General features: G+C 59.8%; 16 protein-coding genes. 7 read left to right on the forward strand and 9 right to left on the reverse strand.

The genetic code is table 11. The features are described 5' to 3' along the window. Positions 1-47: 47 nt before the first annotated feature. Both FW800_RS11425 and FW800_RS11430 read right to left on the reverse strand, forming a co-directional pair. Positions 48-1,439, reverse strand: a complete 1,392-nt coding sequence (locus FW800_RS11425) for an alginate export family protein (RefSeq protein WP_446437656.1) — start codon at positions 1,437-1,439, stop codon at positions 48-50. Further along, entirely contained in the window at positions 1,436-2,332 is an 897-nt protein-coding gene (locus FW800_RS11430) for a VOC family protein (protein ID WP_228308619.1), read from the reverse strand. Before FW800_RS11430 ends, FW800_RS11425 begins: the two co-directional genes overlap by 4 nt. Before the next feature lie 326 nt (positions 2,333-2,658). Here FW800_RS11430 and FW800_RS11435 point away from each other — a divergent pair, with 326 nt between their 5' ends. Continuing rightward, complete coding sequence (locus FW800_RS11435; RefSeq protein WP_078821750.1) at positions 2,659-3,546, forward strand: GNAT family acetyltransferase; 888 nt, start codon at positions 2,659-2,661, stop codon at positions 3,544-3,546. Positions 3,547-3,586: 40 nt separating this feature from the next. Here FW800_RS11435 and FW800_RS11440 read toward each other — a convergent pair whose 3' ends face one another. From FW800_RS11440 to FW800_RS11465, 6 genes are all read right to left on the reverse strand, one after another. Continuing rightward, positions 3,587-3,865, reverse strand: coding sequence for a hypothetical protein (locus FW800_RS11440; protein WP_446437657.1), 279 nt, complete (start codon positions 3,863-3,865; stop codon positions 3,587-3,589). Between the two features lie 172 nt (positions 3,866-4,037). Then, positions 4,038-5,057, reverse strand: coding sequence for a branched-chain amino acid aminotransferase (locus tag FW800_RS11445; protein ID WP_446437658.1), 1,020 nt, complete (start codon positions 5,055-5,057; stop codon positions 4,038-4,040). Between the two features lie 204 nt (positions 5,058-5,261). After that, positions 5,262-6,641, reverse strand: a complete 1,380-nt coding sequence (gene lpdA, locus FW800_RS11450) for a dihydrolipoyl dehydrogenase (protein WP_446437659.1) — start codon at positions 6,639-6,641, stop codon at positions 5,262-5,264. A 4-nt stretch (positions 6,642-6,645) separates the two neighbouring features. Then, a complete protein-coding gene (locus FW800_RS11455; RefSeq protein WP_446437660.1) occupies positions 6,646-7,908 on the reverse strand; it encodes a dihydrolipoamide acetyltransferase family protein in 1,263 nt (420 codons plus the stop codon). Next, positions 7,909-8,967, reverse strand: coding sequence for an alpha-ketoacid dehydrogenase subunit beta (locus tag FW800_RS11460; protein ID WP_005789444.1), 1,059 nt, complete (start codon positions 8,965-8,967; stop codon positions 7,909-7,911). A 1-nt stretch (position 8,968) separates the two neighbouring features. Then, positions 8,969-10,204, reverse strand: coding sequence for a 3-methyl-2-oxobutanoate dehydrogenase (2-methylpropanoyl-transferring) subunit alpha (locus FW800_RS11465; protein WP_005789442.1), 1,236 nt, complete (start codon positions 10,202-10,204; stop codon positions 8,969-8,971). Between the two features lie 195 nt (positions 10,205-10,399). Between FW800_RS11465 and bkdR the strand changes: the two genes are divergently transcribed. Beyond that, positions 10,400-10,888 (forward strand): Bkd operon transcriptional regulator BkdR, encoded by a 489-nt coding sequence (gene bkdR, locus FW800_RS11470; RefSeq protein WP_005789440.1) that lies wholly within the window; start codon positions 10,400-10,402, stop codon positions 10,886-10,888. 119 nt (positions 10,889-11,007) lie between these two features. On the opposite strand, the gene FW800_RS11475 is transcribed toward bkdR, so the two are convergent. Then, entirely contained in the window at positions 11,008-11,871 is an 864-nt protein-coding gene (locus FW800_RS11475) for an MBL fold metallo-hydrolase (protein WP_446437661.1), read from the reverse strand. Positions 11,872-11,965: 94 nt separating this feature from the next. On the opposite strand from FW800_RS11475, the gene FW800_RS11480 reads away from it, so the two are divergent. The 5 genes from FW800_RS11480 (at position 11,966) to FW800_RS11500 (ending at position 24,607) form a co-directional block, all read left to right on the forward strand. Next, positions 11,966-12,301 carry an ArsR/SmtB family transcription factor gene (locus tag FW800_RS11480; protein ID WP_005789341.1) on the forward strand — a complete coding sequence of 112 codons (336 nt, stop codon included), beginning with the start codon at positions 11,966-11,968 and terminating at the stop codon, positions 12,299-12,301. A 51-nt stretch (positions 12,302-12,352) separates the two neighbouring features. Beyond that, a complete protein-coding gene (locus tag FW800_RS11485) occupies positions 12,353-13,597 on the forward strand; it encodes an FAD-dependent oxidoreductase (RefSeq protein ID WP_446437662.1) in 1,245 nt (414 codons plus the stop codon). Continuing rightward, complete coding sequence (locus tag FW800_RS11490; protein ID WP_248162387.1) at positions 13,598-14,404, forward strand: sulfite exporter TauE/SafE family protein; 807 nt, start codon at positions 13,598-13,600, stop codon at positions 14,402-14,404. Between the two features lie 309 nt (positions 14,405-14,713). Continuing rightward, positions 14,714-19,813, forward strand: coding sequence for an SET domain-containing protein-lysine N-methyltransferase (locus FW800_RS11495; protein ID WP_446437663.1), 5,100 nt, complete (start codon positions 14,714-14,716; stop codon positions 19,811-19,813). 111 nt (positions 19,814-19,924) lie between these two features. After that, a complete protein-coding gene (locus FW800_RS11500; protein ID WP_446437664.1) occupies positions 19,925-24,607 on the forward strand; it encodes an SET domain-containing protein-lysine N-methyltransferase in 4,683 nt (1,560 codons plus the stop codon). The last annotated feature ends 91 nt before the right edge of the window (positions 24,608-24,698 follow it).

Genomic DNA, 24,698 nt, shown 5'->3' on the forward strand with positions numbered 1-24,698 from the left:
TTGCCGTTAACCTGAGCCCAGGCTTGTATGGGTGTGCTCGCCTGAGGTTACCAACTGAACTTGAGTTCCATGCCCAGGTAGTTGCTGTCGTGCCCACCGGCATCACGCAGGGTCTGGCCAGCCGCGTAGTGCACGGCCTCGATTGCACCGCTGAGGTTGGAGGTAAACGCGTAGTCGGTGCGCACTTGGCCATAGGCGCCGGTCCAGCGTTGACCCTGGCCAGCCGTTCCGGCGACGGCGAGGTTGGGTTGGGTATAAACCGCGTCCGCGGTGGTCTGCCGCCACAACAGGCCGACAGCGGTTTGCACGCTCAGCTTGGCGATGGGTTTGACGGTGATTGATGGCTTGACGTGGATCAGGTTGCTGTAGCCCGTATAACCGGCCAGGGAAAAGTAGTAGCCGTTGGGGAACAGTGGGTTGAAGGTGCCGACGCGGCCATCACCGCGCTTGCGGTCACCGGAGGCGACATCCACTTGCAGGCCGAGGCGCGGTGTCCAGGCCAGCGTGTCGAAGGTGTAGCCGGTACGGCTGCCGCCGGCCCAGGCGCGGATCGCCTGGCTGCCCACCGACCCCTTTTGCAGCATGGCTTCGATATCCCAGTCGAAGCCCCGGGCCGCGCCGCCCAGGCGTGCGTCGAGCAACTGGCGGGTCTCGTTGCCGTCGGCATCCAGGTAATGGGCGGCACGGCGCTCGTAGACGCCGTAATAGGCCGACAACTCATTGCTGCCGCCCACCAGCCGCTCGACCCGCAGCATGTGGAAGCGCGCGTCACGATTGGATTTGTCGTCAAAGTGCCGGCCATCCTGGTATTGCACCGGTTGGCTGGCGATCCCGATAAAACGCCACTGGGGCGTTTCCCAATCGGCCCACAGCGCGTCGAAGGACTGGCGCACATTCGGGCCATCGCGCGACGAAATAAAGCGCTGCAAATCGAAGGCAAAGTCCTGGCGACCCGCCCGAGCCTTAAAGGTGCCGGCGCTGAAGGTCTTCACGTATTCGGCAAAGGCCAGGCGCAGGTCTACGCGGTTCTGGTCGGCGCCGCCGATGGTGGTTTTGTCATAGGCCCGTACATCTTCCAACTGGGTGAACAGCCGCCAGTGTTCGTTGAGGTGCAAGTCGGCGTGCACCTGAAAACGCTGGATCAGGTAGCGATCACGCGCTACATCGCGCACGCCGAAGCCGCTGGCGTCGTTCATCTCGAAGCGTTCGCGCAACGTCGCACCCATGGACAGGTAGGTGAACGGGTTGGCGGCGGACAGCGGGATGTACTTGAGGTTGTCCAACGGTTGCGTGCGCAATGCCGGATCCTTGAGCACAGACCAGTCTTCCTGCCAGCGATTGGCCTTGATGGCCGGGCGGGTCGGTTGACTGTCGGCATGTACGCTGCCCACCACCAGCGGCCACAGCACGGCCAGGCCCCAGCCTGTACGACGGATCATTTCGCCGCGATGAGTTGGTGAATTTCCGCGACGTAACCGCCCGGGAATTGCACCAATGCGCTGCGACGGCCTTTGCTGGCGAAGCTCGGCACCAGTACGGTAGCGCCCGAGCCCGTGGCTTTGGCCAGGGTGGCCGTCAGGTCGGCTACCTCATAGCCGGTGGTTTCATGGCCAAAGGGGTAGGGCAGTTGGCCGTTGGTCACCAGTACCGCCATGCGCCCAAAGGGCGACGTGATTTCGACGCGTCGGTAAGTGCCGCCAGCCTGGCCCACCTCCACAGCAGGTGCGTGCTTGTCATCGGCTACCACTTTGCCGTGGGAGAAGCCAAGGAACGCCTTGATAAAGCGGTCGGCGCGATCGGCGCTGAGGTACACGCGGTTTTCCGGCACCGTCTGGAAGGCGGCGTAGTCGGGAGCCTTGGTGTGCCAATACAGCTGCATGTTCACGCCGCCCGGCCACTGCACCACCGCATCGCGGCCGATGGGATCGGGAAAATCGCTGACGATGACCGCAGCGCCGTTGTCCCGAGCTGCCTTCAGGGCCACGTCCATGTCCTTGACCAGATAACCATTGCGCTCCTGGCCGAAAGGATGGGGGATGGGCGTGGTGAAGCCGAACAGTGACACCGTGCCGGCCGGGGTCTGCAACAGTTGCGAAGTGGTGCTGCTCGGCACCGGCAGCACATTGACCACCACCTGGGGCGTGCTCTTGCCCCCGAACGTGGCCAGGAAACTCTGGGCAAAACCCTCTACATCAGCGGGTGCTACATACACATGGCTGGTGTCGTATTGCGGCGCCACAGCCACTGCCGGCGTGGCCGCCCATGCGCTGCCCGCCATGGCCCCGGCCAGCAGTGTCACGGCCAGGGTTACCGCCCTCACTTTTCTGTACATGCCTACTCTCCAGCGCTTTTAAGAAAGTCAAAAGCTTAGGGGGCGGGCGGTGACGCCGATTGTATGGGCGTGCTTGGTTGAACGGTTCAGCGTCAATGGCATTGCCCGCACCTGTTGCGGTTCGCTGATCGACCGTATCCAGAAAGCCCGGGAGATGCTGGGTTCTGCGCCGAACAGAGGATTGTCCGGGATGTGGAAATGATCGATATGCAGGGCATCAACGAGGCGTATAGCTTATCTTTAGCTGACCCACCGCTATCGGGATCAAGCTCCCTTCCACATGCACAGTGGGGTGTTCATTACAGTCGCGCCAGCCAGGAGGAGTCATGTCGACCGTTGTTCGTCTCGCCCAAGCAGCCGATGCCCAGGGCATCAGCCAGGTCATTCTGGCGGCCTTGCACAGCAGCAATGCACGGGATTATCCAGCAGATGTGATTGCTCGCGTCGCCACTCACTTCACGCCCGATGCGGTTCTGGAACTGCTCAACCGCCGTATTGTGCTGGTGGCTACCCAGGACCATTCAATCGTCGCCACCGCTGCCCTTGATGCCAACGTGGTGCGTTCGGTCTTCGTCAATCCCGAGCTGCAAGGGCAGGGTATCGGCCGTTTGTTGATGATCGAGATCGAACTGCGTGCCCGCGAAGCCGGGGTGACGGTGTTGAGTGTGCCGTCATCACTGACCGCCGAGCCGTTCTACAGCAAGCTGGGTTTTCACACCGTGCGCGATGTCTACCATGGCAACGAGCGCACGCTGGTCATGGAAAAGACCTTGCTGTCCCGGCATCCCATCGGCCCCTACCGCGACCGGCAGCATCGCGCCCAAGTGATTGAGTTATGGCAGCAGGCGTTTGGCTATGACACCGCACACAACCTGCCGAGCCTGGCGATTGACAAGAAGCTGGCGGTCAACGATGGGCTGTTCTTCGTGGCCACCGACAAGAAAGCCGTGATTGGTACGATTCTCGCGGGCTATGACGGCCATCGTGGCTGGTTGTACTCGGTGGCGGTGCATGACGACTATCGTCGCCATGGTCTGGGATCGTCGCTGGTGCGCCATGCCGAGCAGGCGTTGACGGCCTTGGGCTGCATGAAGATCAACCTGCAGATCACCGGCGGCAATGACGTCGTGGTGGGGTTTTATGAGGCGTTGGGGTATGGGGTGGAGCCGAGGATCAGTATGGGTAAGAGGATTGCAGAAAATATCAACGGTTGACGCGCATGACCGACGGCAACCTGGTCATGGCTGGTGAGCTTTATTTCTTCGCTTTTTTTCGTTTTTTTATGGCATAGGCTGTCATTTTGGCGAAAGCGTTGGCTACGTTCAGGTAAAGCGTCTTGTCATCGTTATCGTAGTCTCCATCGCCGTCGACGTCATCGGGTGCCGAGGCGGTATCGTAAATCCCGTCGTGCTTGCTGGATGACGCGTAAACGGCCCAATCAAGGTCGTTGTTAATGTAAGTTTCCATCACGATTTCTTTACTACCGTCATTCTCGAAATCTTCTGCGGACACACGTAATTCATAGATCGCCATGATGGGCTCCTGCTGGGTTTAGAAGGAGAGTTAACTTAGGTGTGCCGATTTTTACTGTCTACTGTCAATCTTCACAGGTGATTGCACATCCAGTAACCCACCGCATAAAAAAGGCCCATTCACCGACAGCGGTGAATGGGCCTTTTTCTGAAGTGGCAGGTTCAGATCATTTTCAAACCTTGACGATCCAACCCGCGGGCGCTTCAACGTCACCGGTCTGCACACCGGTCAGTTCTTTGTAGAGCTTCTGGGTAACCGGGCCGACTTCGGTTTCGCTGTGGAACACGTGCATCTTACCGTTGTGCTGGATGCCGCCGATCGGTGAAATCACCGCAGCAGTACCGCAGGCGCCGGCTTCCTTGAACTGGTCCAGTTTGTCGATGAACACTTCGCCTTCGACCACGTCCAGGCCCAGGCGGGTCTGGGCCAGTTCCATCAGCGACAGGCGGGTGATGCCTGGCAGCACCGAAGGCGACTTCGGCGTGATGAACTGGTTGTCGTGGGTGATCCCGAAGAAGTTGGCCGAGCCGACTTCTTCGATTTTCGAGTGAGTCATCGGGTCCAGGTAGATCGCGTCGGCGAAGCCGGATTTCTTCGCTTCAGAGCCCGGCATCAGGCTGGCAGCGTAGTTGCCACCGACCTTGGCGGCACCGGTGCCTTGCGGCGCAGCGCGGTCGAAGGTGGAGATCTGGAAGTTATGTGGCACCAGGCCGCCTTTGAAGTAGGCCCCGACCGGGATAGCGAACACCGAGAAGATGAACTCCGGCGCAGAGCGTACGCCGATATTGTCACCGGTGCCGATCACGAACGGGCGCAGGTACAGCGCGCCGCCACTGCCATACGGCGGGATGAAGCGCTCGTTGGCCTTGACCACTTGTTTGCAGGCTTCGATGAAGTCTTCGGTCGACACATGTGGCATCAACAGGCGGGCACAGCTGCGTTGCATACGTGCAGCGTTCTGGTCCGGACGAAACAGGTTGATCGAACCGTCCTTGCAGCGATAGGCCTTCAGGCCCTCGAAGCATTGCTGGCCATAGTGCAGGGCGGTGGAGCCTTCGCTGATGTGCAGCACGTTGTCGTCGGTCAGGGTGCCTTCCTGCCATTCGCCGTTTTTCCAGACCTGGAGAAACCGCTTGTCGGTCTTGATGTAGTCAAAACCCAGCTTGTCCCAATTGATGCTTTCGTTACCCATGACACCCTCTATCTCTGGTCAAGTCGGATTTTTTTCTGGATGGGAGCAACAATACTGCATTCTTGGCTTGTGTGGGAGCGGGTGGGTGGACCATTGAGCCTTTGTACTGGCTGGTCCACCGTCATCGCGGGCAAGCCCGGCTCCCACATTTGACTGCATTCCAAATGTGGGAGCTGGCTTGCCTGCGATAGCGTCACCGCAGTTTCACAGATGCAAGGCGTGCCCCAGTGCCCGCAATGCCGCTTCCTGCACCGCCTCGCCAAGGGTCGGATGGGCGTGAATGGTGCCGGCCACATCCTCAAGGCGCGAGCCCATTTCCAGGCTCAGGCCGAACGCGGTAGACAGCTCGGACACCCCAGCCCCCACGGCTTGCCAACCGACAATCAGGTGATTGTCACGCCGCGCCACTACCCGCACGAACCCGGCTTTGGACTCAAGCGTCATGGCCCGGCCATTGGCGGCAAACGGGAAGCTCGACACGATGCAGTCCAGCCCGGCAGCCTTGGCCTCGTCCGGGGTCTTGCCGGCCACCACCAGTTCCGGGTCGGTAAAGCACACTGCTGGAATCGCCGCCGGGTTGAATTCACGGGTTTTACCGCTGATCAGCTCGGCAACCATCTCGCCCTGGGCCATGGCCCGGTGCGCCAGCATCGGTTCGCCGCTGAGGTCGCCGATGGCGTACACATTGCGCATGCTCGTCTGGCAGCGGCTGTCGATCTTGATCGCCGCGCCGTTCATGTCCAGGTTCAGCGCTTCGAGGTTCCAGCCTTGGGTGTTGGGTTTGCGCCCAACGGCTACCAGCACCTGGTCGGTGTCCAGCGCCAAGGTGTCGCCATTGGGCGCACGCACTTGCAGCTTGTTGTCGGCAAAGCCGGTGACACTGTGCCCAAGGTACAGCTTCACCCCGAGTTTCTTCAGGGACTCGGCCACCGGTAAGGTCAGCTCGGCATCGTAGGCGGGCAGGATATGTTCCTGGGCCTCGACCACACTGACCTCGGCACCGAGCTTGCGATAGGCGATACCCAGTTCCAGGCCGATATAACCGCCGCCCACCACAATCAGGCGCTTGGGCACGCGGGTCGGTGCCAAGGCTTCGGTGGACGAGATGATCGGCCCGCCAATCGGCAGCATCGGCAGGTTGACACTTTTCGAACCGGTGGCCAGCAGCAGGTGTTCGCACTGGATGCGCTGGTCGCCCACCTCGACAGTCTTGCCGTCGATAACCTTGGCCCAACCGTGAACGACCTGCACCTTGTGTTTTTTCAGCAGCGCGGCGACACCCGTGGTCAGCCGATCGACGATGCCGTCTTTCCATTCCACGCTTTTGCGGATGTCCAGGGTCGGCACATCCACTTCAATGCCCAGTTGTGAGCCCTGGCTGTGATGCACGGTCTGCTGGAACTGCTCGGCTACATGGATCAGCGCCTTGGACGGAATGCAGCCGATGTTCAGGCAGGTGCCGCCCAGTGCCTGGCCTTCCACCAGTATGGTGGGGATGCCCAGCTGGCCGGCGCGAATTGCCGCCACATAGCCGCCGGGGCCGCCGCCGATAATCAGCAGCGTGGTGTGCAATGTCTGAGTCATGCTCTTACTCCAGGAACAGGCTGGCGGGTTGTTCGAGCAGGCCGCGAATGGCCTGGATGAATTGCGCCGCGTCCATGCCGTCGACCACGCGGTGATCGAAGGAGCTGGAGAGGTTCATCATCTTGCGCACCACGATCTGGCCCTTGATCACCATGGGCCGTTCGACGATGCGGTTGACGCCAACGATGGCCACTTCCGGCAGGTTCAGCACCGGCGTGCTGACGATGCCGCCCAGGGCGCCCAGGCTGGTCAGGGTGATGGTCGAGCCGGACAGCTCTTCACGGCTGGCCTTGCCTGTGCGTGCGGCGTTGGCCAGGCGCACGATTTCTTCGGCAGTGCCCCACAGGCTGCGGGCTTCGGCGTGACGCACCACCGGCACCATCAGGCCCACGTCGCTTTGCGTGGCGACGCCCACATGTACCGCGCCGAGGCGGGTAATGACCTGGGCTTCGTCGTCGTAGCGAGCGTTGATCTGCGGGAAGTCGCGCAGCGCCACCACCATGGCCCGTACGATAAACGGCAGCAGGGTCAGCTTGCCGCGTGTCGCACCGTGCTTTTCGTTGAGATGCACGCGCAACTCGTCGAGGGCGGTGACGTCGATTTCTTCCACGTAGCTGAAATGCGCGGCGCGCCGGGTGGCGTCCTGCATACGCTGGGCGATCTTGCGGCGCATACCGATCACCGGGATCTGGTGTTCATCATTGCGCTCGGCGTAAGGGTTGGCGGCGCTGGCGCTGGTGGCCGGCCCCTGGTGCAGGTACGCCTCCAGGTCTTCGTGCAGAATCCGGCCCGCAGGCCCTGTGCCATGGACCAGGCGCAGTTGAATCCCGGCATCCAGCGCATGTTTGCGCACGGCAGGGGAGGCCAGCGGGCGCTCGCTGGCTTCGCGGGCCACGGGCGCTGGTGGCGCGTTCACGGCTGGAGCCGGTTTGCTTTGAACGGGTGCCGTGACCGGTTTGGCTTCAACGACAGGTGCGGTCTTCATCGGTTCGGCAGCCACCGGCACATCCTTGGTGTTGCCTGCGCCTTCCACTTCAATGCTGATCAAAATACTGCCCACCGCCATGACTTCACCCGGCTCGCCGCCCAGGGAAATCACCTTGCCGTGGACGGGCGAGGGAATATCCACCATCGCCTTGTCGGTCATTACATCCGCCAGTACCTGATCTTCAACCACCAGGTCGCCGACCTTCACATGCCATTGCGACAATTCAACTTCCGCGATGCCTTCGCCGATGTCTGGCATCTTGATAACGTGCGTGCCCATTCAGACCTCCATGACCCGTTTCAACGCCGCGCCCACTCGGGACGGGCCTGGGAAATACGCCCATTCCTGCGCGTGGGGGTAGGGGGTGTCCCAACCGGTGACGCGCTCGATTGGCGCTTCCAGGTGGTGGAAGCAATGCTCTTGCACCAGCGACACCAGCTCGGCACCAAAGCCGCAGGTGCGGGTGGCTTCATGTACCACCACGCAACGGCCGGTCTTTTTCACCGACTTGACGATGGTTTCCAGGTCCAACGGCCACAGGCTGCGCAGGTCGATGACTTCGGCGTCAATGCCGGTTTCTTCGGCGGCGACTTGGGAGACGTACACGGTGGTGCCGTAGGTCAGCACGGTCACGGCCGAACCTGGGCGCACAATGGCGGCCACGTCCAGCGGCACGGTGTAGTAACCGTCCGGGACCTGAGCTTGCGGGTGTTTTGACCAAGGCGTTACCGGGCGGTCGTGGTGGCCGTCGAACGGGCCGTTATACAGGCGCTTGGGCTCAAGGAAGATCACCGGGTCATCGTTCTCGATGGAGGCGATCAGCAGGCCCTTGGCGTCGTAGGGGTTGGACGGCATCACTGTTCGCAGGCCGCAGACCTGGGTGAACACCGCTTCGATACTCTGGCTGTGGGTCTGGCCACCGTAGATGCCGCCGCCGCAGGGCATGCGCATGGTCAGGGGCGCAGTGAACTGGCCGGCCGAACGATAACGCAGGCGTGCCGCTTCGGAGATGATCTGGTCGGTGGCCGGGTAGACGTAGTCGGCGAACTGGATTTCAGCTACCGGGCGCAAGCCGTAGGCACCCATGCCCACGGCCACGCCGACAATGCCGCTTTCCGAGATCGGTGCGTCGAATACCCGCGAGCTGCCGTACTTGGTTTGCAAGCCTTCGGTGCAACGGAACACGCCGCCAAAGTAGCCGACGTCCTGGCCGAACACCACCACATTGTCGTCACGTTCAAGCATCACATCCATGGCCGAGCGCAGGGCCTGGATCATGGTCATGGTGGTGGTGGTCATGGCGGTTTCCAGTTCGATGCTGTTGTTGTGGTCGTTCATGTCACACCCCCAACTCTTGACGCTGGCGCTTCAAGTGCTCCGGCATCTCTTTATAGACGTCCTCGAACATGGTCGCGGCGCTTGGAATCTGGCCGCCGGCCAGGGTGCCGTACTGCTCGGCTTCCTTCTGCGCCTTGACCACTTCGGCTTCAAGCTCGGCACTGACCGCCGCGTGTTCCTCTTCGGACCACTGGCCAATCTTGATCAGGTGCTGCTTGAGGCGGGCAATCGGGTCGCCCAACGGGAAGTGGCTCCAGTCGTCGGCGGGGCGGTATTTGGATGGGTCATCGGAGGTGGAATGCGGACCGGCGCGGTAGGTGACCCATTCGATCAGGGTTGGCCCAAGGTTACGGCGCGCACGCTCGGCAGCCCAGGCCGAGGCGGCGTACACCGCGATAAAGTCGTTGCCGTCTACCCGCAGGGAGGCGATACCGCAGCCCACGCCGCGTCCGGCGAAAGTGGTGGCTTCACCGCCGGCGATGGCCTGGAAGGTGGAGATGGCCCATTGATTATTGACCACGTTGAGTATCACCGGCGCGCGGTAGACGTGGGCGAAGGTGAGGGCGGTGTGGAAGTCCGATTCAGCGGTGGCGCCGTCGCCGATCCAGGCCGAGGCGATCTTGGTATCGCCCTTGATCGCCGAAGCCATGCCCCAACCCACGCCCTGCACGAATTGGGTGGCGAGATTGCCGGAAATGGTGAAGAAGCCCGCCTCTTTGACCGAGTACATGATCGGCAACTGGCGACCCTTGAGCGGGTCGCGCTCGTTGGACAGCAGTTGGCAGATCAGGTCTACCAGCGGCACGTCGCGGGCCATCAGAATGCTTTGTTGGCGATAGGTGGGGAAGCACATGTCGTCGATGTTCAAGGCCAGGGCCTGGGCGCTGCCGATGGCTTCTTCGCCAAGGCTTTGCATGTAGAACGACATTTTTTTCTGGCGCTGGGCGACCACCATGCGGTTGTCGAAGATGCGCGTCTTGAGCATGGCGCGCATGCCTTTGCGCATGATCTCGGTCGAAACACCCTCGGCCCACGGCCCGAGCGCCTGGCCCTGGTCGTCGAGCACGCGGATCAGGCCCTTGGCCAGGTCGGCGGTGTCGGCGGGTTCTACGTCGATGGCGGGTTTGCGTACCAGGCCGGCGTCGGTCAGACGCAGGTAGGTGAAATCGGTCTTGCAGCCTGGACGGCCCGAAGGTTCGGGAACGTGCAGGCGCAGCGGTGCATACGGCTGGGTCATGGCTTTCTACGCTCTATCTTGTGAATTTCTTGTAGTGGGCGCGCTAGCTGACAGTCAGTCTTCGGGTAGAAGAAATCTTGTCCTACAACAATCATAGGCGTGGCGTAGAAGAATATTTATCTGTGTTTCATTGCGCTCACCGTCATTTGCGGATAAAAAAACTGCATAAACATAATAAACAGGTGATTTTGTCTCATGCGCAAACTGGACCGTACCGATATCGGCATTCTCAACGCCCTGCAGGAGAACGCCCGCATCACCAATGCCGACCTGGCCCGCTCGGTCAACCTGTCGCCCACGCCGTGTTTCAACCGGGTCAAGGCGATGGAAGAACTGGGCCTGATTCGTGAGCAGGTCACGTTGCTGGATGCCGACCTGCTGGGGCTGCACGTCAATGTGTTTATCCATGTGAGCCTGGAAAAGCAGAATGAGTTGGCGTTGCAGCAGTTCGAAGGGGCGATCTCGGACCGGCCCGAGGTGATGGAGTGCTACCTGATGGCGGGTGATCCGGATTATTTGATCCGCGTGCTGGTGCCGACGATCCAGTCGCTGGAGCGTTTCATGATGGACTTTTTGACCAAGGTGCCGGGGGTGGCAAACATTCGCTCCAGCTTTGCCTTGAAGCAGGTGCGCTACAAGACGGCGCTGCCGCTGCCAGCCAACGGCATCAGCCTGGGCAACTGACTCAACGCGGTAAAAATGTGGGAGGGGGCTTGCCCCGATGGCGGTGTGACAGTCAACTTATGTGTAGCTGTTCCGCTGCTATCGGGAGCAAGCCTCCTCCCACATTTTTTTACTGTATTTCAAAGTTGGTTGAGGGGGATCTTCAGGTAGGTCACGCCGTTTTCTTCCGCCGGCGGCATATGCCCCGCCCGCACATTCACCTGGATCGCCGGCAGCAACAAGGTCGGCATTCCCAGCCCGGCATCACGCTGGGTGCGCATCTCTACAAACGCCGCTTCATCCACCCCATCGTGCACATGAATATTCCCCGCCCTTTGTTCCGCCACAGTGGTCTGGCACTTGGCCTCACGCCCCTCTGGCGGATAGTCATGGCACACATACAGCTTGGTATCCGAGGGGAACGCCAACAGCTTGCGCATCGATGCGTACAACTGCCGCGCATCGCCGCCGGGGAAATCGCAGCGGGCGGTGCCGACGTCGGGCATGAACAGCGTGTCGCCCACCAGGATCAAGCGGCCGTCGATCAAGTAGGCCATGTCGGCAGGGGTGTGTCCCGGCACATGCAGGGCTTGGGCTTTCAAACCGCCGATATGAAAGACCTCATCCGGCGCAAACAGGTGATCGAACTGCGAACCGTCGACGCGAAATTCCGGCTCCAGGTTGAACAGGTTTTTGAACACACCCTGCACCTTGCTGATCGATTCGCCTATCGCGATCTTGCCGCCCAAGTTGCGACGCAGGTAGGGCGCGGCGGAAAGATGATCGGCATGAGCGTGGGTTTCCAGCAACCACTGCACCTGCAAGCCATGCTCGCGCACGAACGCGATCACCTTGTCAGCCTGGGCGGTATCGGTACGCCCCGACGCCGGGTCGTAGTTGAGTACCGAGTCGACAATGGCACAGGGGCCGCCATCCGCTTCATAGACGATGTAGGTATAGGTCGACGATGCGTCATCCAGAAAGGCTTGAATCAACGCTGGCATGGCGGCTGTCCCCAATGAAGAAAAAAGTGGTTACAATCAGTTTACGTTTACACATAATGTTTTGAGCTTAAGTGACATAAAGGACCCGAAGCAAATGGAATCTACCTTGAGTGAGGGCGAAGTCGCCCAGTTGCGTGCGTCGGCGTCCAAGGCTTGTTCCTTGCTCAAGGCCCTGGCCAATGAAGACCGACTGTTGATCCTGTGCCAGTTGACCCAGGGCGAGCGCAACGTCGGCGAGCTGGAAGCCCTGACTGGCGTGCGCCAGCCCACGCTGTCACAACAGTTGGGCATCCTGCGCGATGAAGGGCTGGTCGCCACCCGCCGAGAAGGCAAATACATTTTCTACGGGCTGGCTAGCCATGAAGTGATTCAAGTGATGAAGACCCTGTCCGGGCTGTATTGCGGCGCGGTCATAAAAAGCTGGGCGTGACGCCATCCGGCAGCGACCCTTGTGTGCATTGACTCAAAAAGGCAGTAGACAATGACCGAACAACACTGGGGACCCACCATCAGTGGCGATATCGTAGTCATCGGCGGCGGCTCGGCAGGCATCGGCCTGCTGGCCAGCCTGCTCAAGCGCGACCCGCAGCTGAACATCATCCTGATCGAGCCCAACGATTACCACTGCTACCAACCGGCCTGGACCCTGGTCGGCGGCGGCGCCTACGACCTGCAAAAGACCCGCCGCCCCCTGGCCGATGTGCTGCCCAATGGCGTCAGTTGGGTACAGGCCGCCGTCAGCGAAGTGCTGCCCGACGAGCAAACCCTGGTGCTCGACAGCGGTCAGCGCGTCACCTGGCAAAACCTCATCGTCTGCCCCGGTCTGCGTCTGGCCTGGGAGAAAATCGAGGGCTTGCCAGACACCCTCGGCCAGCACGGCGTCACCTCCAACTACAGCTATGAGCACGCCGCCTACACCTGGCAACTGGTGCAGCAACTCAAGGGCGGCAAGGCGCTGTTCACCCAGCCTGCCATGCCGATCAAATGCGCCGGAGCGCCGCAAAAAGCCATGTACCTGTCCTGTGATCACTGGCTCAAGCAGGGCGCACTGAAAAACATCGAGGTGGAGTTCAACCTGGCCGGCGCTGCGTTGTTCGGCGTGGCGACCTTTGTGCCGCCGTTGATGAAATACGTCGAAAAATACAACGCGCGCCTGGCGTTCAACTCCAACCTGGTAAAAGTCGACGGCCCGGCGCGCAAAGCCTGGTTCGAAGTCAAGGACGCCGAAGGCAACGTGAGCGTCGAAGAGAAAACCTTCGATATGTTGCACGTCGTGCCGCCGCAGCTGGCCCCGGACTTTATCCGCGAAAGCGAGCTTGCCGACGCCGCCGGCTGGTGCGAAGTAAACCCCAACAGCCTGCAACACTTGCGCTACCCGCACGTCTTCGGCCTGGGCGATGTGTGCGGCACCACCAACGCCAAGACGGCGGCCGCGGTGCGCAAGCAAATCGTGGTGGTGGCCGAGAACCTGCTGGCCCTGCGCAAACAGGCGCCATTGCCGCTCAAATACGACGGCTACGGCTCCTGCCCGCTGACGGTGGAGAAGGGCAAGGTGGTACTGGCCGAGTTCGGCTACGGCGGCAAGCTGCTGCCGACCTTTCCCCTGGACCCGACTCGGGCGCGCCGTTCGATGTGGTTCCTCAAGGCCACGCTGCTGCCGTGGTTCTACTGGAACGGTATGCTCAAGGGCCGCGAGTGGCTGACCCGTCTGAGCAAGGTGGACTGAATGCTGCTGGCCAGTCTGTTGGGTGTATTGATGGGCCTGGTCATGGGCCTGACCGGCGCGGGCGGCGGCATCCTTGGGGTGCCGGCGTTGGTGCTGGGGCTGGGGTTGACGATGACCCAAGCCGCGCCGGTGTCGTTGCTCGCAGTGGGCGCGGCAGCGGCGGTGGGGGCCATCGATGGCTTGCGCCATGGCCTGGTGCGTTACCGCGCGGCGTTGTTGATCGCCTTGCTCGGCGCGCTGTTTTCGCCGTTGGGCGTGTTCGTAGCCCACCAAATGTCGGAGCCGGTGCTGATGGGGTTGTTCAGCGCGCTGATGGTGCTGGTGGCCTGGCGCATGCTGCAACGGGAAAAGCGCGAGGCGGGGCCGAGTGACCATGGCGCCGCTTCATGGGGCCAGAAGAATTGCATGCTGGATCAACAAACCGGGCGCTTCTCCTGGACCGCCAAGTGCAGCGCCACCCTGGCTGCGCTGGGAGCTGTGACGGGTGCTGTATCGGGCTTGCTGGGCGTGGGCGGCGGCTTTCTGATCGTGCCGGCGTTCAAACAACTGACCGACGTGCAGATGCGTGGGATCGTCGCCACGTCGTTGATGGTGGTCAGCCTGCTATCGCTGATCGGCGTGGCCGGTGCGTTTCATGCGGGCGTGAGCATCGAGCCGGTGGGCTGGGTGTTTATCGGCGCGAGTGTCGTCGGCATGTTGGCGGGAAGGCGGTTGTGTTCGGTCATCCCCGCGCGGGTGTTGCAAGTGGGGTTCGCCAGCCTGTGTGGGGTGGTGGCGATTGGCATGTTTGTCAGCGCGTTGCTCTGACGCGGTACCGGTGCACGGTCACGAAGTCTTGCAGTTGGTCGGGAACCTCCTCATTGGGTGCTGACACTCAGTGAACGGCCGCAAGCGCCGGACTCCTCGACTACGCATAGGCGTTTTATGACAAGCATTACCGCTGCAAGTACGCATTTTTCGCTTCCCCTGCCGACAGATGAACATCCGTCATCACCTGTGACCGATGGCGTCGACACCTCAATGACGTCCCCTCGTCTCAGCCAGGATAGACCGATACCCAGCAGCCCGACTCCCTCGCTGGGTAATCTGGGAGGCGCATTATCCTGGTCGGTTCCCTTGAGCGCAGACGAACAGCGGCGCTTGCGTCTTGTCACGATGAATCACCAACACGCCCTCGGCGATCAGCCGCTGGTGATGCAAACCCAGGGCGGGGTGCTGGAGTTTCTGCGGTATCGGCAGCCGCTGCCGGCAGAGGCGGGCGACGACCCGGCTAAAATACTCCAGGCACTGGTCAACTCCCCGCAAGGGCAGCGGATGGGCAAAGCGCTACAGCAAACCATGCAAGGCGTTGACAGCGAAAGCAGCGCAAGCGATTACCTGCTGGCCGCTATCGCCCTGCAGATGGACCCTGAGTCGATCACTGCGCCCGGTCGCAACAGCGTTGCCGGTTTCGACCTGGGCAGTGACACACGTGGGGGGCACCACGCCTCCAAGGTTGTGGCCGGCTTGGCCGACCATTTGAGCAGTACTGGCAAAACCAGCGCTGCACTGGCGAGTGTCGGTGCGTACCTGTTGCTGGCCAAGGCGGCACCGCAGTTTCTGATCAAAGACATTCCCCCGACCGTAAAGGTTGGCAGTCAGGCGTGGGCCAGCCTGACGATGGCTGCGATGACGATTGAGGCTCACACACCCGGCAAAGTCCCTGGTATGACGTTTGCCCAAGTCATGAGTGAGGCGCAAGAAGCGCAGCGGGTCGACCCTGCAGTTACCCAAGCGGCACAAACCCTGGCATTGCTGGACTGGGCCGTGGCGAGCGGCGTGCTCACAAAAAGACAGGATGGCGACTATCTCCCCGCGCAACTTGAATCGGCAAGGGTCGCATTCAACGCGCAACAGGACGCCCGGCTCGTTGCTTCCCAGGCACTGGACACAGCACTGCCCACTCGAAAAGAGGTCGCACTGGCCAAGCTCAAGGAGCGTTTTGGCGACCTTGGCGCATTTTTCGAAGAGAAAGCATTCGCGATTGATCAGCACTACGTGGCGATTGAAGGGGGAGGGATTTCGCTATTGGATATCGCCATGATCGACTGGCTGGAAACCCGGCCCTTCAGGGCGTATGAACCGAGCAGTTCACTCAAGGGCAATGACCTGCAAAGGGTGCTGACGCGTTTGAACGCCAACCGGCAGTTTGGCGTGCCGGCTGAATTCGAACGGCAGTTCAGCCGTGCGATCGAGGAAAAAAAGGCCGCCGTCAATACAGTGGTCAGGCACATGATTTCGCAACTGCCGTTGGAAGATCGCCAGCGCCTGGAGTTTGGGAAAATCAGCTTTTTCCAGGAAGGCTCATACGTCATGGATGGTCATTTCAATAATACGTATGGTCAAAATAAACCGGGGCTGCTGGTTAAAACTGAACTGCAAGGCGTGTCGCACGCCTACGTCATCGACTTCAATAAAGGCACGATTGAAACAGCGAGCCTTTACGATACGAAGATCAGGGCGGACAGGGTTGGCAACAAGGTAACGACGACCAAAACGTTCACGCCCAGCCACAAAGCAGATGATCTTGGGCGTGAGCGCCCGTTGGATAACGGGCCATGGGAGAGCTTTACCAGTGCTCGATCCCATGGGATTGCCACGGCCTTTGTCGAGCACTTGGATCTCGACGATCCGGCTATCAAGTTGCAAGCCCGTGGGCAGACGGCCTTGGACACGGCGAACGCGCAGTTGAGCGAGTTTTTGTTGAACCTGATCCCCTTCAGGTCCGCCATTGTCAATTTTCAAAACGGCAAGTACGGGGACGGGGCTTTCGATCTCTTGCTGGATGTTTTCGGCTTTCTTACCGCCGGCACCGCCACCGCCGGAAAATTGCTCAAGGTCGGCCGCTCGGCGCTTTCCACCGGCGCCAAGGCATTGCGGGCGGCCAAGGTCATCGGTGTGGCGGCCATTGACGTGCTCAACCCTGTGGGAGGGATGGGCGATTTGCCCAGGTTGGTGGGTACCGCTGGCCTCTATGTACTGTCCAAAGGCATCAAGGCCGTCAACAAACTCAGAGGCGCCACTGGCAGCTACGACGTGTTGAAAACTATCAGCAAACAGTACGACGTCGCGGCAACAGGCACCTTGAAGGTGGGAGGCCAGACAGTGGAAGGGGCTGCTGTGCTCAAAGGCGGCAAGTGGTATTCATTTGACGCTGACACCATGCGACCTTATGGAAGCCCGCTTGAGCAGTTCAAAGTATCGACCCAGGCTGTCGACGGTGAGGTGGACACGGCGTACATCGATGGGCTGAGTGAATTGAGCCATGAGCTGTTCGGGCACTTCAAAGTGCCAGACAGCAAAATCGTGGGGCTGTCACGCAATAGTCAGGGGGTGTATGTGGCGGCCGATGGGCACATGTCGCATATACGCCATACCGACAGCAACGGTGATACAGCGGTATATGAGGTGCGCCAGGTTTCGCGCACGGACGACGGTGTTGTGCAGGCGCGGGTTTATCACAACAACCGGCAAACCGAGTTGCTGGTCCAGCATGTACAAGGTGACGAATGGCAGCGCCTGGGGGCGCCCGGTGGCGGGCAGATCACCGCTGAACATTTGCGGGCCTGGGAGGCGTTGTCGCCGGATGAACAGGCCAGTCTTACCCGAAAGGGCTTTGCCAAAAAGAATCACCTCCCCCAGAAAACCTTTGAGTACTACGTGAAACCTGACGGCCAGTTGAGCGATACCGGTGTGATCGTGCGTGACCGCCCCGCCAACGCATTCACCGATAAGGTGACCGAAACGCATGTGCGTGATTGGCAAAACATGACACAAGCGGCACGTGACGAAATGACCTTGGACGGATTTATCGGCCTTCATAACCTTCGACCGGGAACATTCAAAAGTTATGTGCGCCGGGATGGCACCCCGATGATCAGGGGCGAAGCGCTGCTCAAGTCGTCCGTCGCCCCCAGAAGCAACCAAATTACCGATGATCATTTACGCCAGTGGGATGAGCTTTTCAGGAGCCCGGACAACACATTGACGTCTGCGCAGTTTGTTAGCCAACACGGGCTCAGCCAACGTAGCTGGGAGCTGTACGTCAAGGCGGATGGTTCTTTAAAGGAAATGGGCGCGCAGCGCCTGGAACAGGCACGGCAAAATGCCGCACTGGCGTCCGCAGGCCAGGCCCCGCCCTCCATGGCTGATCATTTGCGCGCTTGGCAGGCGCTGTCTTTGGAGCAACAACAAAGCCTTACCCGTGAGGGCTTCGCCCGGCAAAAACACCTCCACCCGAGAGTTTTTGAGCGCTACGTGCAACCCAATGGTCAACTGACCGCTACCGGTGTGGCAGTGCGTGACCGCCTGCCCGGCACGCCCTTCTATGCGGTGACTGAAACCCATATCCGTGACTGGCAAGACATGACACAGGCGCAGCGCGACGTGTTGACCCTCGAAGGGTTTGCCGAGCTTTATCACGTTAATCCGGGGTCGTTCAAAACGCATGTACGGCGAGATGGGACCTTGGGGCCAGTCGGCAGGGAGCTGATGGACAGGGTAGCCGGGGTCGTCCCTAACAGAATTACCGATGACCATCTTCGCCAATGGAAAGCGCACTTCGAGAGCCCGGATAACGCGGTCACGCAAGCGCAGTTCACCCGCGAGAACGGGCTCCATCCTGCTACGTGGAGGGACTGGGTCAACCCTGACGGCTCCTTGAAAAAGACCGCCAGGGAACGTCTTGAGCGCGCTGCACTGGGGCCCGCGGCCCATGCTCCGAGGGCGCCGATGCTATTGATCACCGCCGAGCATTTGCGCGACTGGGAGGCGCTGCCGCTTGCGCAACAGCAAGGCTCTGCCCGTAAGAACTTTGTCCGACATAGACACATCTCCCCGAGAACCTTTGATCACTACGTGCAGCCTGACGGCAAACTGAGCCCTGCCGGCGAGCTTGTGCGCGACCGCGCGGCCAACACACCGGTTGACAAGGTGACCGAAACGCACATCCAGGCGTGGCAAAACATGACACAGCAGGCGCGGGACGCCATGACCAGGGAAGGTTTTGCCGGTCACCATAACCTCAGTGCGCACTCATTCAGATCACATGTACGGGCAGACGGCAGCCTGTCGGCCACCGGCGAAGCACTGGTGAGCAGCGCAACCGATGGCACCTATAGGCGGATCACCAGTGACCTTTTGCGCCAGTGGCAAGTGCTTGCCACCAATGCGGACAACTCAATGACGCAAGCGCAGTTCTTGCACCAGCACAGGCTCAATCCAAGCGTCTGGACGAAGTACGTTAAAAGTGACGGCTCCTTTACAGCGATTGCTGTCCAACGTCTCGAACGGTTACAGCAAAACACTGGACCGCGTCTCACGCCCCAGCAACCTGCTGTGGATACGGCACGAAAACGACCGGCATCAGACCCTCTGGACCCGCCGCAAGCGAAGGTTGCGGATCTGAGCTTGCACGCCGATACGCCTCAGGGCGTAGAGGCCCCGGGGCCAGCGTTGGCAGTCCCGCCTGTCGTTATCAAGGTTGAGCCCAGTGATTTCCAGACACTGCCCCGCCATCAGATCGACAACACACTGCCGATCCTGCAGGACCCGGCGAACCCCAGGCTCAGCTTGACTCAAGCACTTGAAGGTCCTATCGATGACATCCGTATCGCCTACTGGAATGGTGTGCTTGACGGGCTGGATAGCGCAACAAAGGCGCGCGTTTCAGCCCAGATCAAGGAATCGATCAAAGACTGGCTGCGAACCGAAGGTCAACACCAGTCTCGGTTTGAGGAGGCTATGGAAGTGGTCACGCCGCTGGACGATGGTGGGCCGGCTCGCGGCGCTTCGGTGTGGGCGCGGCGCGATATTCCTCAATATGAAGTGCTTGGTCCGTATGCAGGCAAATATCACCCAGACGAGGCGTCGTTGTTCGAGGAGCAACGCAAGCAAGGCTCGCGGGCTGTAATGACCTACCTGTTTGGTACCCGTTCGGGTACGCGGACGGTGAGTGGGCTGCACACGGGCAACACCCTGAGCCTGATCAACACCTCGCAACTGGGCGATGGGCCAGCGTGGAGGTCCAACAATGTCGTGTCCATCTCGGTCGGGAAAAACCTGACGTTCTACGTGGCGCTGAAGGACATCAAGAAAGGGGAAGAGTTATTGCTGGACTATGGACCGTTCTATAAACCGGTACCTGATATTGCGATCAAACCGGATCCTGATCGCTGAGTTCAGTGCTCGGCGCGTCAGCCTCCGCCCCCTAGCACCCCATGAATGAGCGAAAGCGCCAGCAGGCGCTTTCGTCAGGACGCTTCCTCGACAATGGACAGGTCGTTTTTTATGACAAGCATTAGCGCTGCACACACGCATTTTTCGCTTTCACCGCCTGCTGCTGAAAATCAGTCGGCGCCCGTGACCGACACCTCGTTGACTCCCCAGCCTCCCAACCAGGATGTGCCGTTGCCCGGCAACCCCGCCCCCTCGCTGGGGCATCTGGGCGGGGCATTGTCCTGGCCGGTTCCCTTGAGCGCAGACGAACAACGACGCTTGCGTCTTATCACGATGAATCACGCACATCATCTGGGCGATCAGCCGCTGGTGATGCAAACCAAAGGCGGCGTGCTGGAGTTCTTGCGGTATCGCCAGCCTCTCCCGGCGTCTGTGCAGGACGACCCTGCCAAGATGCTCGAAGCGCTGATCCGTTCCCCCCAGGGACAACGGATGGGCAAAGCGCTGCAACAAAGAATGCAGGGCATTGACAGCGCGAGCAGCGTGACGGATTACCTGCTGGCAGGCATCGCGTTGCAGATGGATCATGAGTCGATCAGCGCCCCGGCGCGCAACAAAATAGCTGGGTTCGACCTGGCCAGTGACCATTATTGGGGCCACCCCCCATCGGCAGTCGTGGAAGGCTTGGCCGAACACTTAAGTCGCACCGGCAAAACCAGCGTTGCGCTGGCAAAAGTCGGTGCGTACCTGTTGCTGGCCAAGTCGGCTCCGCAGTTTCTGATCAAAGACATTCCCCCGACGGTGAAAGTCGGCAGCCAGGCCTGGGCCAACCTGACGATTGCCGCCATGACGAGCGAAGCGCAGGCACCGGGCAAAGTTCCCGGCATGACGTTTGCGCAGGTCATGAGCGAGGCTGAAAACGCCCGACGGGTTGACCCTGTGGCCACTCAGCATGCCCAGACTGCCGCGTTACTCGATTGGGGCGTTGCGAATGAAATCATCCCCAAAAGAAACGCTGACACCTACACCGCTGCACAACTTGAAACCGTCAGAACCGAGTTCAACCAACAGCTTGATGAGCGGATGTCTGCTTCAAAAATACTGGACAAGGCAATACCGACGCGAACAGAAATCGCACAGATCAAGTTGCAGGAGCGGTTTGGAGACTTGGGCGCGCTGTTTGAAGTCAAAGCACTCAGCACTGATGCGTCTCGCGTGGAGCACGGGCAAAACGGGATAAGCGGCACTCATTCACTCTTGGACTACGCCAAGATGGACTTGCCGAATCCGAGGCCGCTGAAGTCGAGCGACTCCCGCATCCCCGTAGAGGCGCTGAACAATAATCCTACGTTCGGCGTTCGAGAGGCTTTCGAACAGCAGTTCACCAGCGCCATCCAAGCAAAAAAGGCTGCGATCAATACAACCGTCAGGCACCTGATCTCGCAGCTACCATCTGCGGATAGGAGGAACTTGGAGTTTGGAAAAATCAGCTTTTTCCAAGAAGGCTCATACGTCATGGATGGTCATTTCAATAATACGCAGGCTCAAAATAAACCTGGACTGTTGGTCAAAACTGAATGGCATGGCACGACAAAAGCCTACGTCATCGACTTCAATAAAGGCTCGATTGAAAGGGCGAGCGTGTACGCAGCGCAGGTTCAGGAGTCCAGGGCAGGCAAAAATGTTTCTACGACCAAAGCGTTCACGCCCCGTCATAACGCAGATGAGCTGGGTCGTGAACGCCCGTTGAGTGACGCACTTGTGAACAGTTTCACCAGCGCTCGATCCCGTTCGATTGCCGACGCCTTTGTCCAACACCTTGATCTCGATGATCCCGCTATAAAAGAACAGGCGCGCGGGCAGACACCCCTCGACGAGTATTACAGCCCCAAACCGTTGAACGATTTTTTGTTGAACCTGATCCCCTTCAGATCGGCCATCGTCAATATTCAGAATGGTAAATATGGCGAGGCAGCATTTGATCTCATGCTGGACATCTTCGGCTTTGTTACTGCGGGGGCCGCCACGGCTGGAAAACTGCTCAAGATCGGCAGCGCTGTTCTCTCCAGCGGTGCAAAGGTGCTAAAGGCTGTCAAAGTCATTGGCGTCGCCACGATTGGTGTGCTCAATCCGGTGAGTGGGGTGGGGGATGTGGTTAAGCTGGTGGGCTCTGGCGGCCTTTATCTATTGTCCAAAGGTGCCAAAGCTTTCAACAAACTCAGAGGCGCCACTGGCAGTTACGATGTGTTGAAGGCGATCAGCAAACAGTATGACGCCGCTGCAATGGGCACCATAAAGGTGGCCGAACGGACGGTGGAAGGTGCCGCTGTGCTCAAGAACGGCCATTGGTATGCTTTTGATGCCGACGCGATGCGACCTTATGGCAGCCCGCTGGAGGAGTTCGTGGTCGCAACCCAGGCTGTCGCCGGTAAGGTCGGTGTCGAGCACATAGGTAAACAGTACGAGCTGAGCCATGAGCTGTTCGGACACTTCACTGTGCTCGAGTCCAGAATCGCCGGGCTCTCACGCAACAGCCAGGGTGTATACGTGGCAGCCGATGGGCACTTGTCGCACATACGCCATACCGATAGCAGTGGTAAAACGGCGGTGTATGAGGTCAGGCAGGTCTCGCGCACGGAAGACGGTGTTGTGCAGGCGCGGGTTTATCACAACAACCGGCAGACCGAGTTGCTGGTTCAGCATGTGCAGGGTGACCAATGGCACCGCCTGGGGGCAACCGGTGGTGTAAAGCAGATCACCGCTGAACATTTGCGGGCGTGGGAAGCGTTGCCGCGCCTGGAACAACTGAGGCTTAGCCCTAAGGGTTTTGCCCGACAGCATCAGCTGCCCTGGAAAGCGTTTGAGTACTGTGTGAAAAGTGACGGTGGACTGAGCGAAACCGGCTTGCTTGTGCGTAACCGCCCCGCCAACATGCCCTTCAATAAGGTGTCCGAAACGCATATCCACAGTTGGCAAGGCATGACTCAGCAGGAACGTGGCGCGATGACCGTAGAGGGGTTTGCCTGCCATCATCACCTTAACTCGAATTCGTTCAGAAATTACGTACGGGCAGATGGTAGCCTGGGGCCAGAGGGTGGAGAGTTGTTGGGCAGGGCTGCCGGTGCTGCCTATGAGGTGATTACCGACGAGCATTTACATCGGTGGCGCACGCTCTTCACGCAACCGAACAACTCAGTGACGCAAGCGCAGTTCATAAGCCAGCACAAGCTCAGCCCAGGCAGTTGGAGTCGCTTCGTTAAAAAGGATGGTTCCTTGAAAGAGGCGGCCGTGCGACGTCTCAATCAGGCCGAGCAAAACACCGCACTTACCCCCACCTTCCAGACTTCGGCACGCAAACAGATAATCACTGCTGAGCATCTACGCGAGTGGGAGGCGTTGTCGCCCGCGCAACCGCGAAGCATTACCCGTGAAGACTTTGCCCAACAGAGGAACCTCTCGCCGAAAACCTTTGCCTACTATGTGCAGCCTGACGGCCAGTTGAGTGATACCGGCAAGATTGTGCGCGACCGCGCGGCCAATACACCCTTCAATACACTGACCGAAACGCATATACGTGATTGGCAAAGCAAGACGCAGCAGGCGCGTGACGCAATGACCATGAACGGATTTGCCGGCCATCATCACCTTAATCCGAGTACGTTCAAAAATGGTGTGCGGCAAGATGGTGGCCTTGGGCCGGCCGGTGAAGCGTTGTTGAACAGGGCGGCCGGTCTCACCTATACCGCGCTTACTGATGACCATCTACGCCAGTGGCGGGCGCTCTTCGCTCAATCGAACAGGTCAGTCACGCAGTCGCAGTTTTTGAGCCAACATGGGCTCAACCCAAACACTTGGCATCAGTCCGTTAACGCCGATGGCTCTTTAAAAGCGGCGACCGTGCAACGCCTCAATCGGGCAGAGCAAGATATCCCGCAGCTCCCCGTGCCCGAGCAACCGGCTGCGAGTGCAACACGAAAACGGCCTGCGCAAGACCCTCTGGATCCGCCGCCGTCGAAATCTTCGGATCTGAACACGCCCACCGACACGCCACACAGCGAACAGATCCCAGGTTCGTCTTCGGACATCGTCGTTATCAAGGTTGAACCCGACGTTTCCCCTGTACTACCTCGTCATCAGATCGACAATACTCTGCCGATTCTGCAGGACCCGACGAACCCCAGGCTCAGCTTGACCCAATCACTTGAAGGCCCTATCGAGGACATCCGTATCGCCCACTGGAATGGTGTGCTTGACGGTCTGGATAGCGCAACCAAGGCACGCGTTTCAGCCCGGATCAAGGCGTCGATCAAAGACTGGCTGCGGACCGAATGCCAGCACCAGTCCCGGTTTGATGAAGTCCTGGAAGTGGTCACGCCGCTGGATGATGGTGGGCCGGCGCGCGGCGCATCGGTATGGGCGCGGCGCGATATCCCCCAATTTGAAGTGCTTGGCCCGTATGCCGGCAAGTACCATGCAGACGAGGCGTCGTTGTTCAAGGAGCAACGTAAGCAAGGCTCCCGGGCTGTACTGACTTACCTGTTCGGTACACGTTCGGGTGTGCGTACGGTGAGTGGGCTGCACACGGGTAACACTCTGAGCCTGATCAATACCTCGCAACTGCGCAATGGGCCAGCGTGGAAGTCGAACAATGTCGTTTCCGTGGCGGTCGGGAAAAACCTGACGTTCTATGTGGCGCTCAAAGACATCAAGAAAGGTGATGAATTGCTGCTCGACTATGGGCCGTTCTATAACCCTGTGCCTGAGATAGCGATCAAGCCGGACCCCGATCGTTGAGGTGAGCCGCTCGGCGCAGGCAGTGGGCCAGCCGATGCCGCCTTTCGGCCGTTTGAAGATCAATTGTGCGTTCGCCATGGAAAGATGAGCG

The organism is Pseudomonas sp. 910_23 (genome assembly GCF_052850795.1).

Excerpts from the sequence above, each read along its gene's own strand:
- lpdA (WP_446437659.1), bottom strand. The coding sequence starts at position 6,641 with ATGACTCAGACATTGCACACCACGCTGCTGATTATCGGCGGCGGCCCC.
- FW800_RS11430 (WP_228308619.1), bottom strand. The coding sequence starts at position 2,332 with ATGTACAGAAAAGTGAGGGCGGTAACCCTGGCCGTGACACTGCTGGCC.
- FW800_RS11435 (WP_078821750.1), top strand. The coding sequence starts at position 2,659 with ATGTCGACCGTTGTTCGTCTCGCCCAAGCAGCCGATGCCCAGGGCATC.
- FW800_RS11485 (WP_446437662.1), top strand. The coding sequence starts at position 12,353 with ATGACCGAACAACACTGGGGACCCACCATCAGTGGCGATATCGTAGTC.
- FW800_RS11480 (WP_005789341.1), top strand. The coding sequence starts at position 11,966 with ATGGAATCTACCTTGAGTGAGGGCGAAGTCGCCCAGTTGCGTGCGTCG.
- FW800_RS11475 (WP_446437661.1), bottom strand. The coding sequence starts at position 11,871 with ATGCCAGCGTTGATTCAAGCCTTTCTGGATGACGCATCGTCGACCTAT.
- FW800_RS11440 (WP_446437657.1), bottom strand. The coding sequence starts at position 3,865 with ATGGCGATCTATGAATTACGTGTGTCCGCAGAAGATTTCGAGAATGAC.
- bkdR (WP_005789440.1), top strand. The coding sequence starts at position 10,400 with ATGCGCAAACTGGACCGTACCGATATCGGCATTCTCAACGCCCTGCAG.
- FW800_RS11490 (WP_248162387.1), top strand. The coding sequence starts at position 13,598 with ATGCTGCTGGCCAGTCTGTTGGGTGTATTGATGGGCCTGGTCATGGGC.
- FW800_RS11465 (WP_005789442.1), bottom strand. The coding sequence starts at position 10,204 with ATGACCCAGCCGTATGCACCGCTGCGCCTGCACGTTCCCGAACCTTCG.
- FW800_RS11445 (WP_446437658.1), bottom strand. The coding sequence starts at position 5,057 with ATGGGTAACGAAAGCATCAATTGGGACAAGCTGGGTTTTGACTACATC.
- FW800_RS11460 (WP_005789444.1), bottom strand. The coding sequence starts at position 8,967 with ATGAACGACCACAACAACAGCATCGAACTGGAAACCGCCATGACCACC.
- FW800_RS11425 (WP_446437656.1), bottom strand. The coding sequence starts at position 1,439 with ATGATCCGTCGTACAGGCTGGGGCCTGGCCGTGCTGTGGCCGCTGGTG.
- FW800_RS11455 (WP_446437660.1), bottom strand. The coding sequence starts at position 7,908 with ATGGGCACGCACGTTATCAAGATGCCAGACATCGGCGAAGGCATCGCG.
- FW800_RS11500 (WP_446437664.1), top strand. The coding sequence starts at position 19,925 with ATGACAAGCATTAGCGCTGCACACACGCATTTTTCGCTTTCACCGCCT.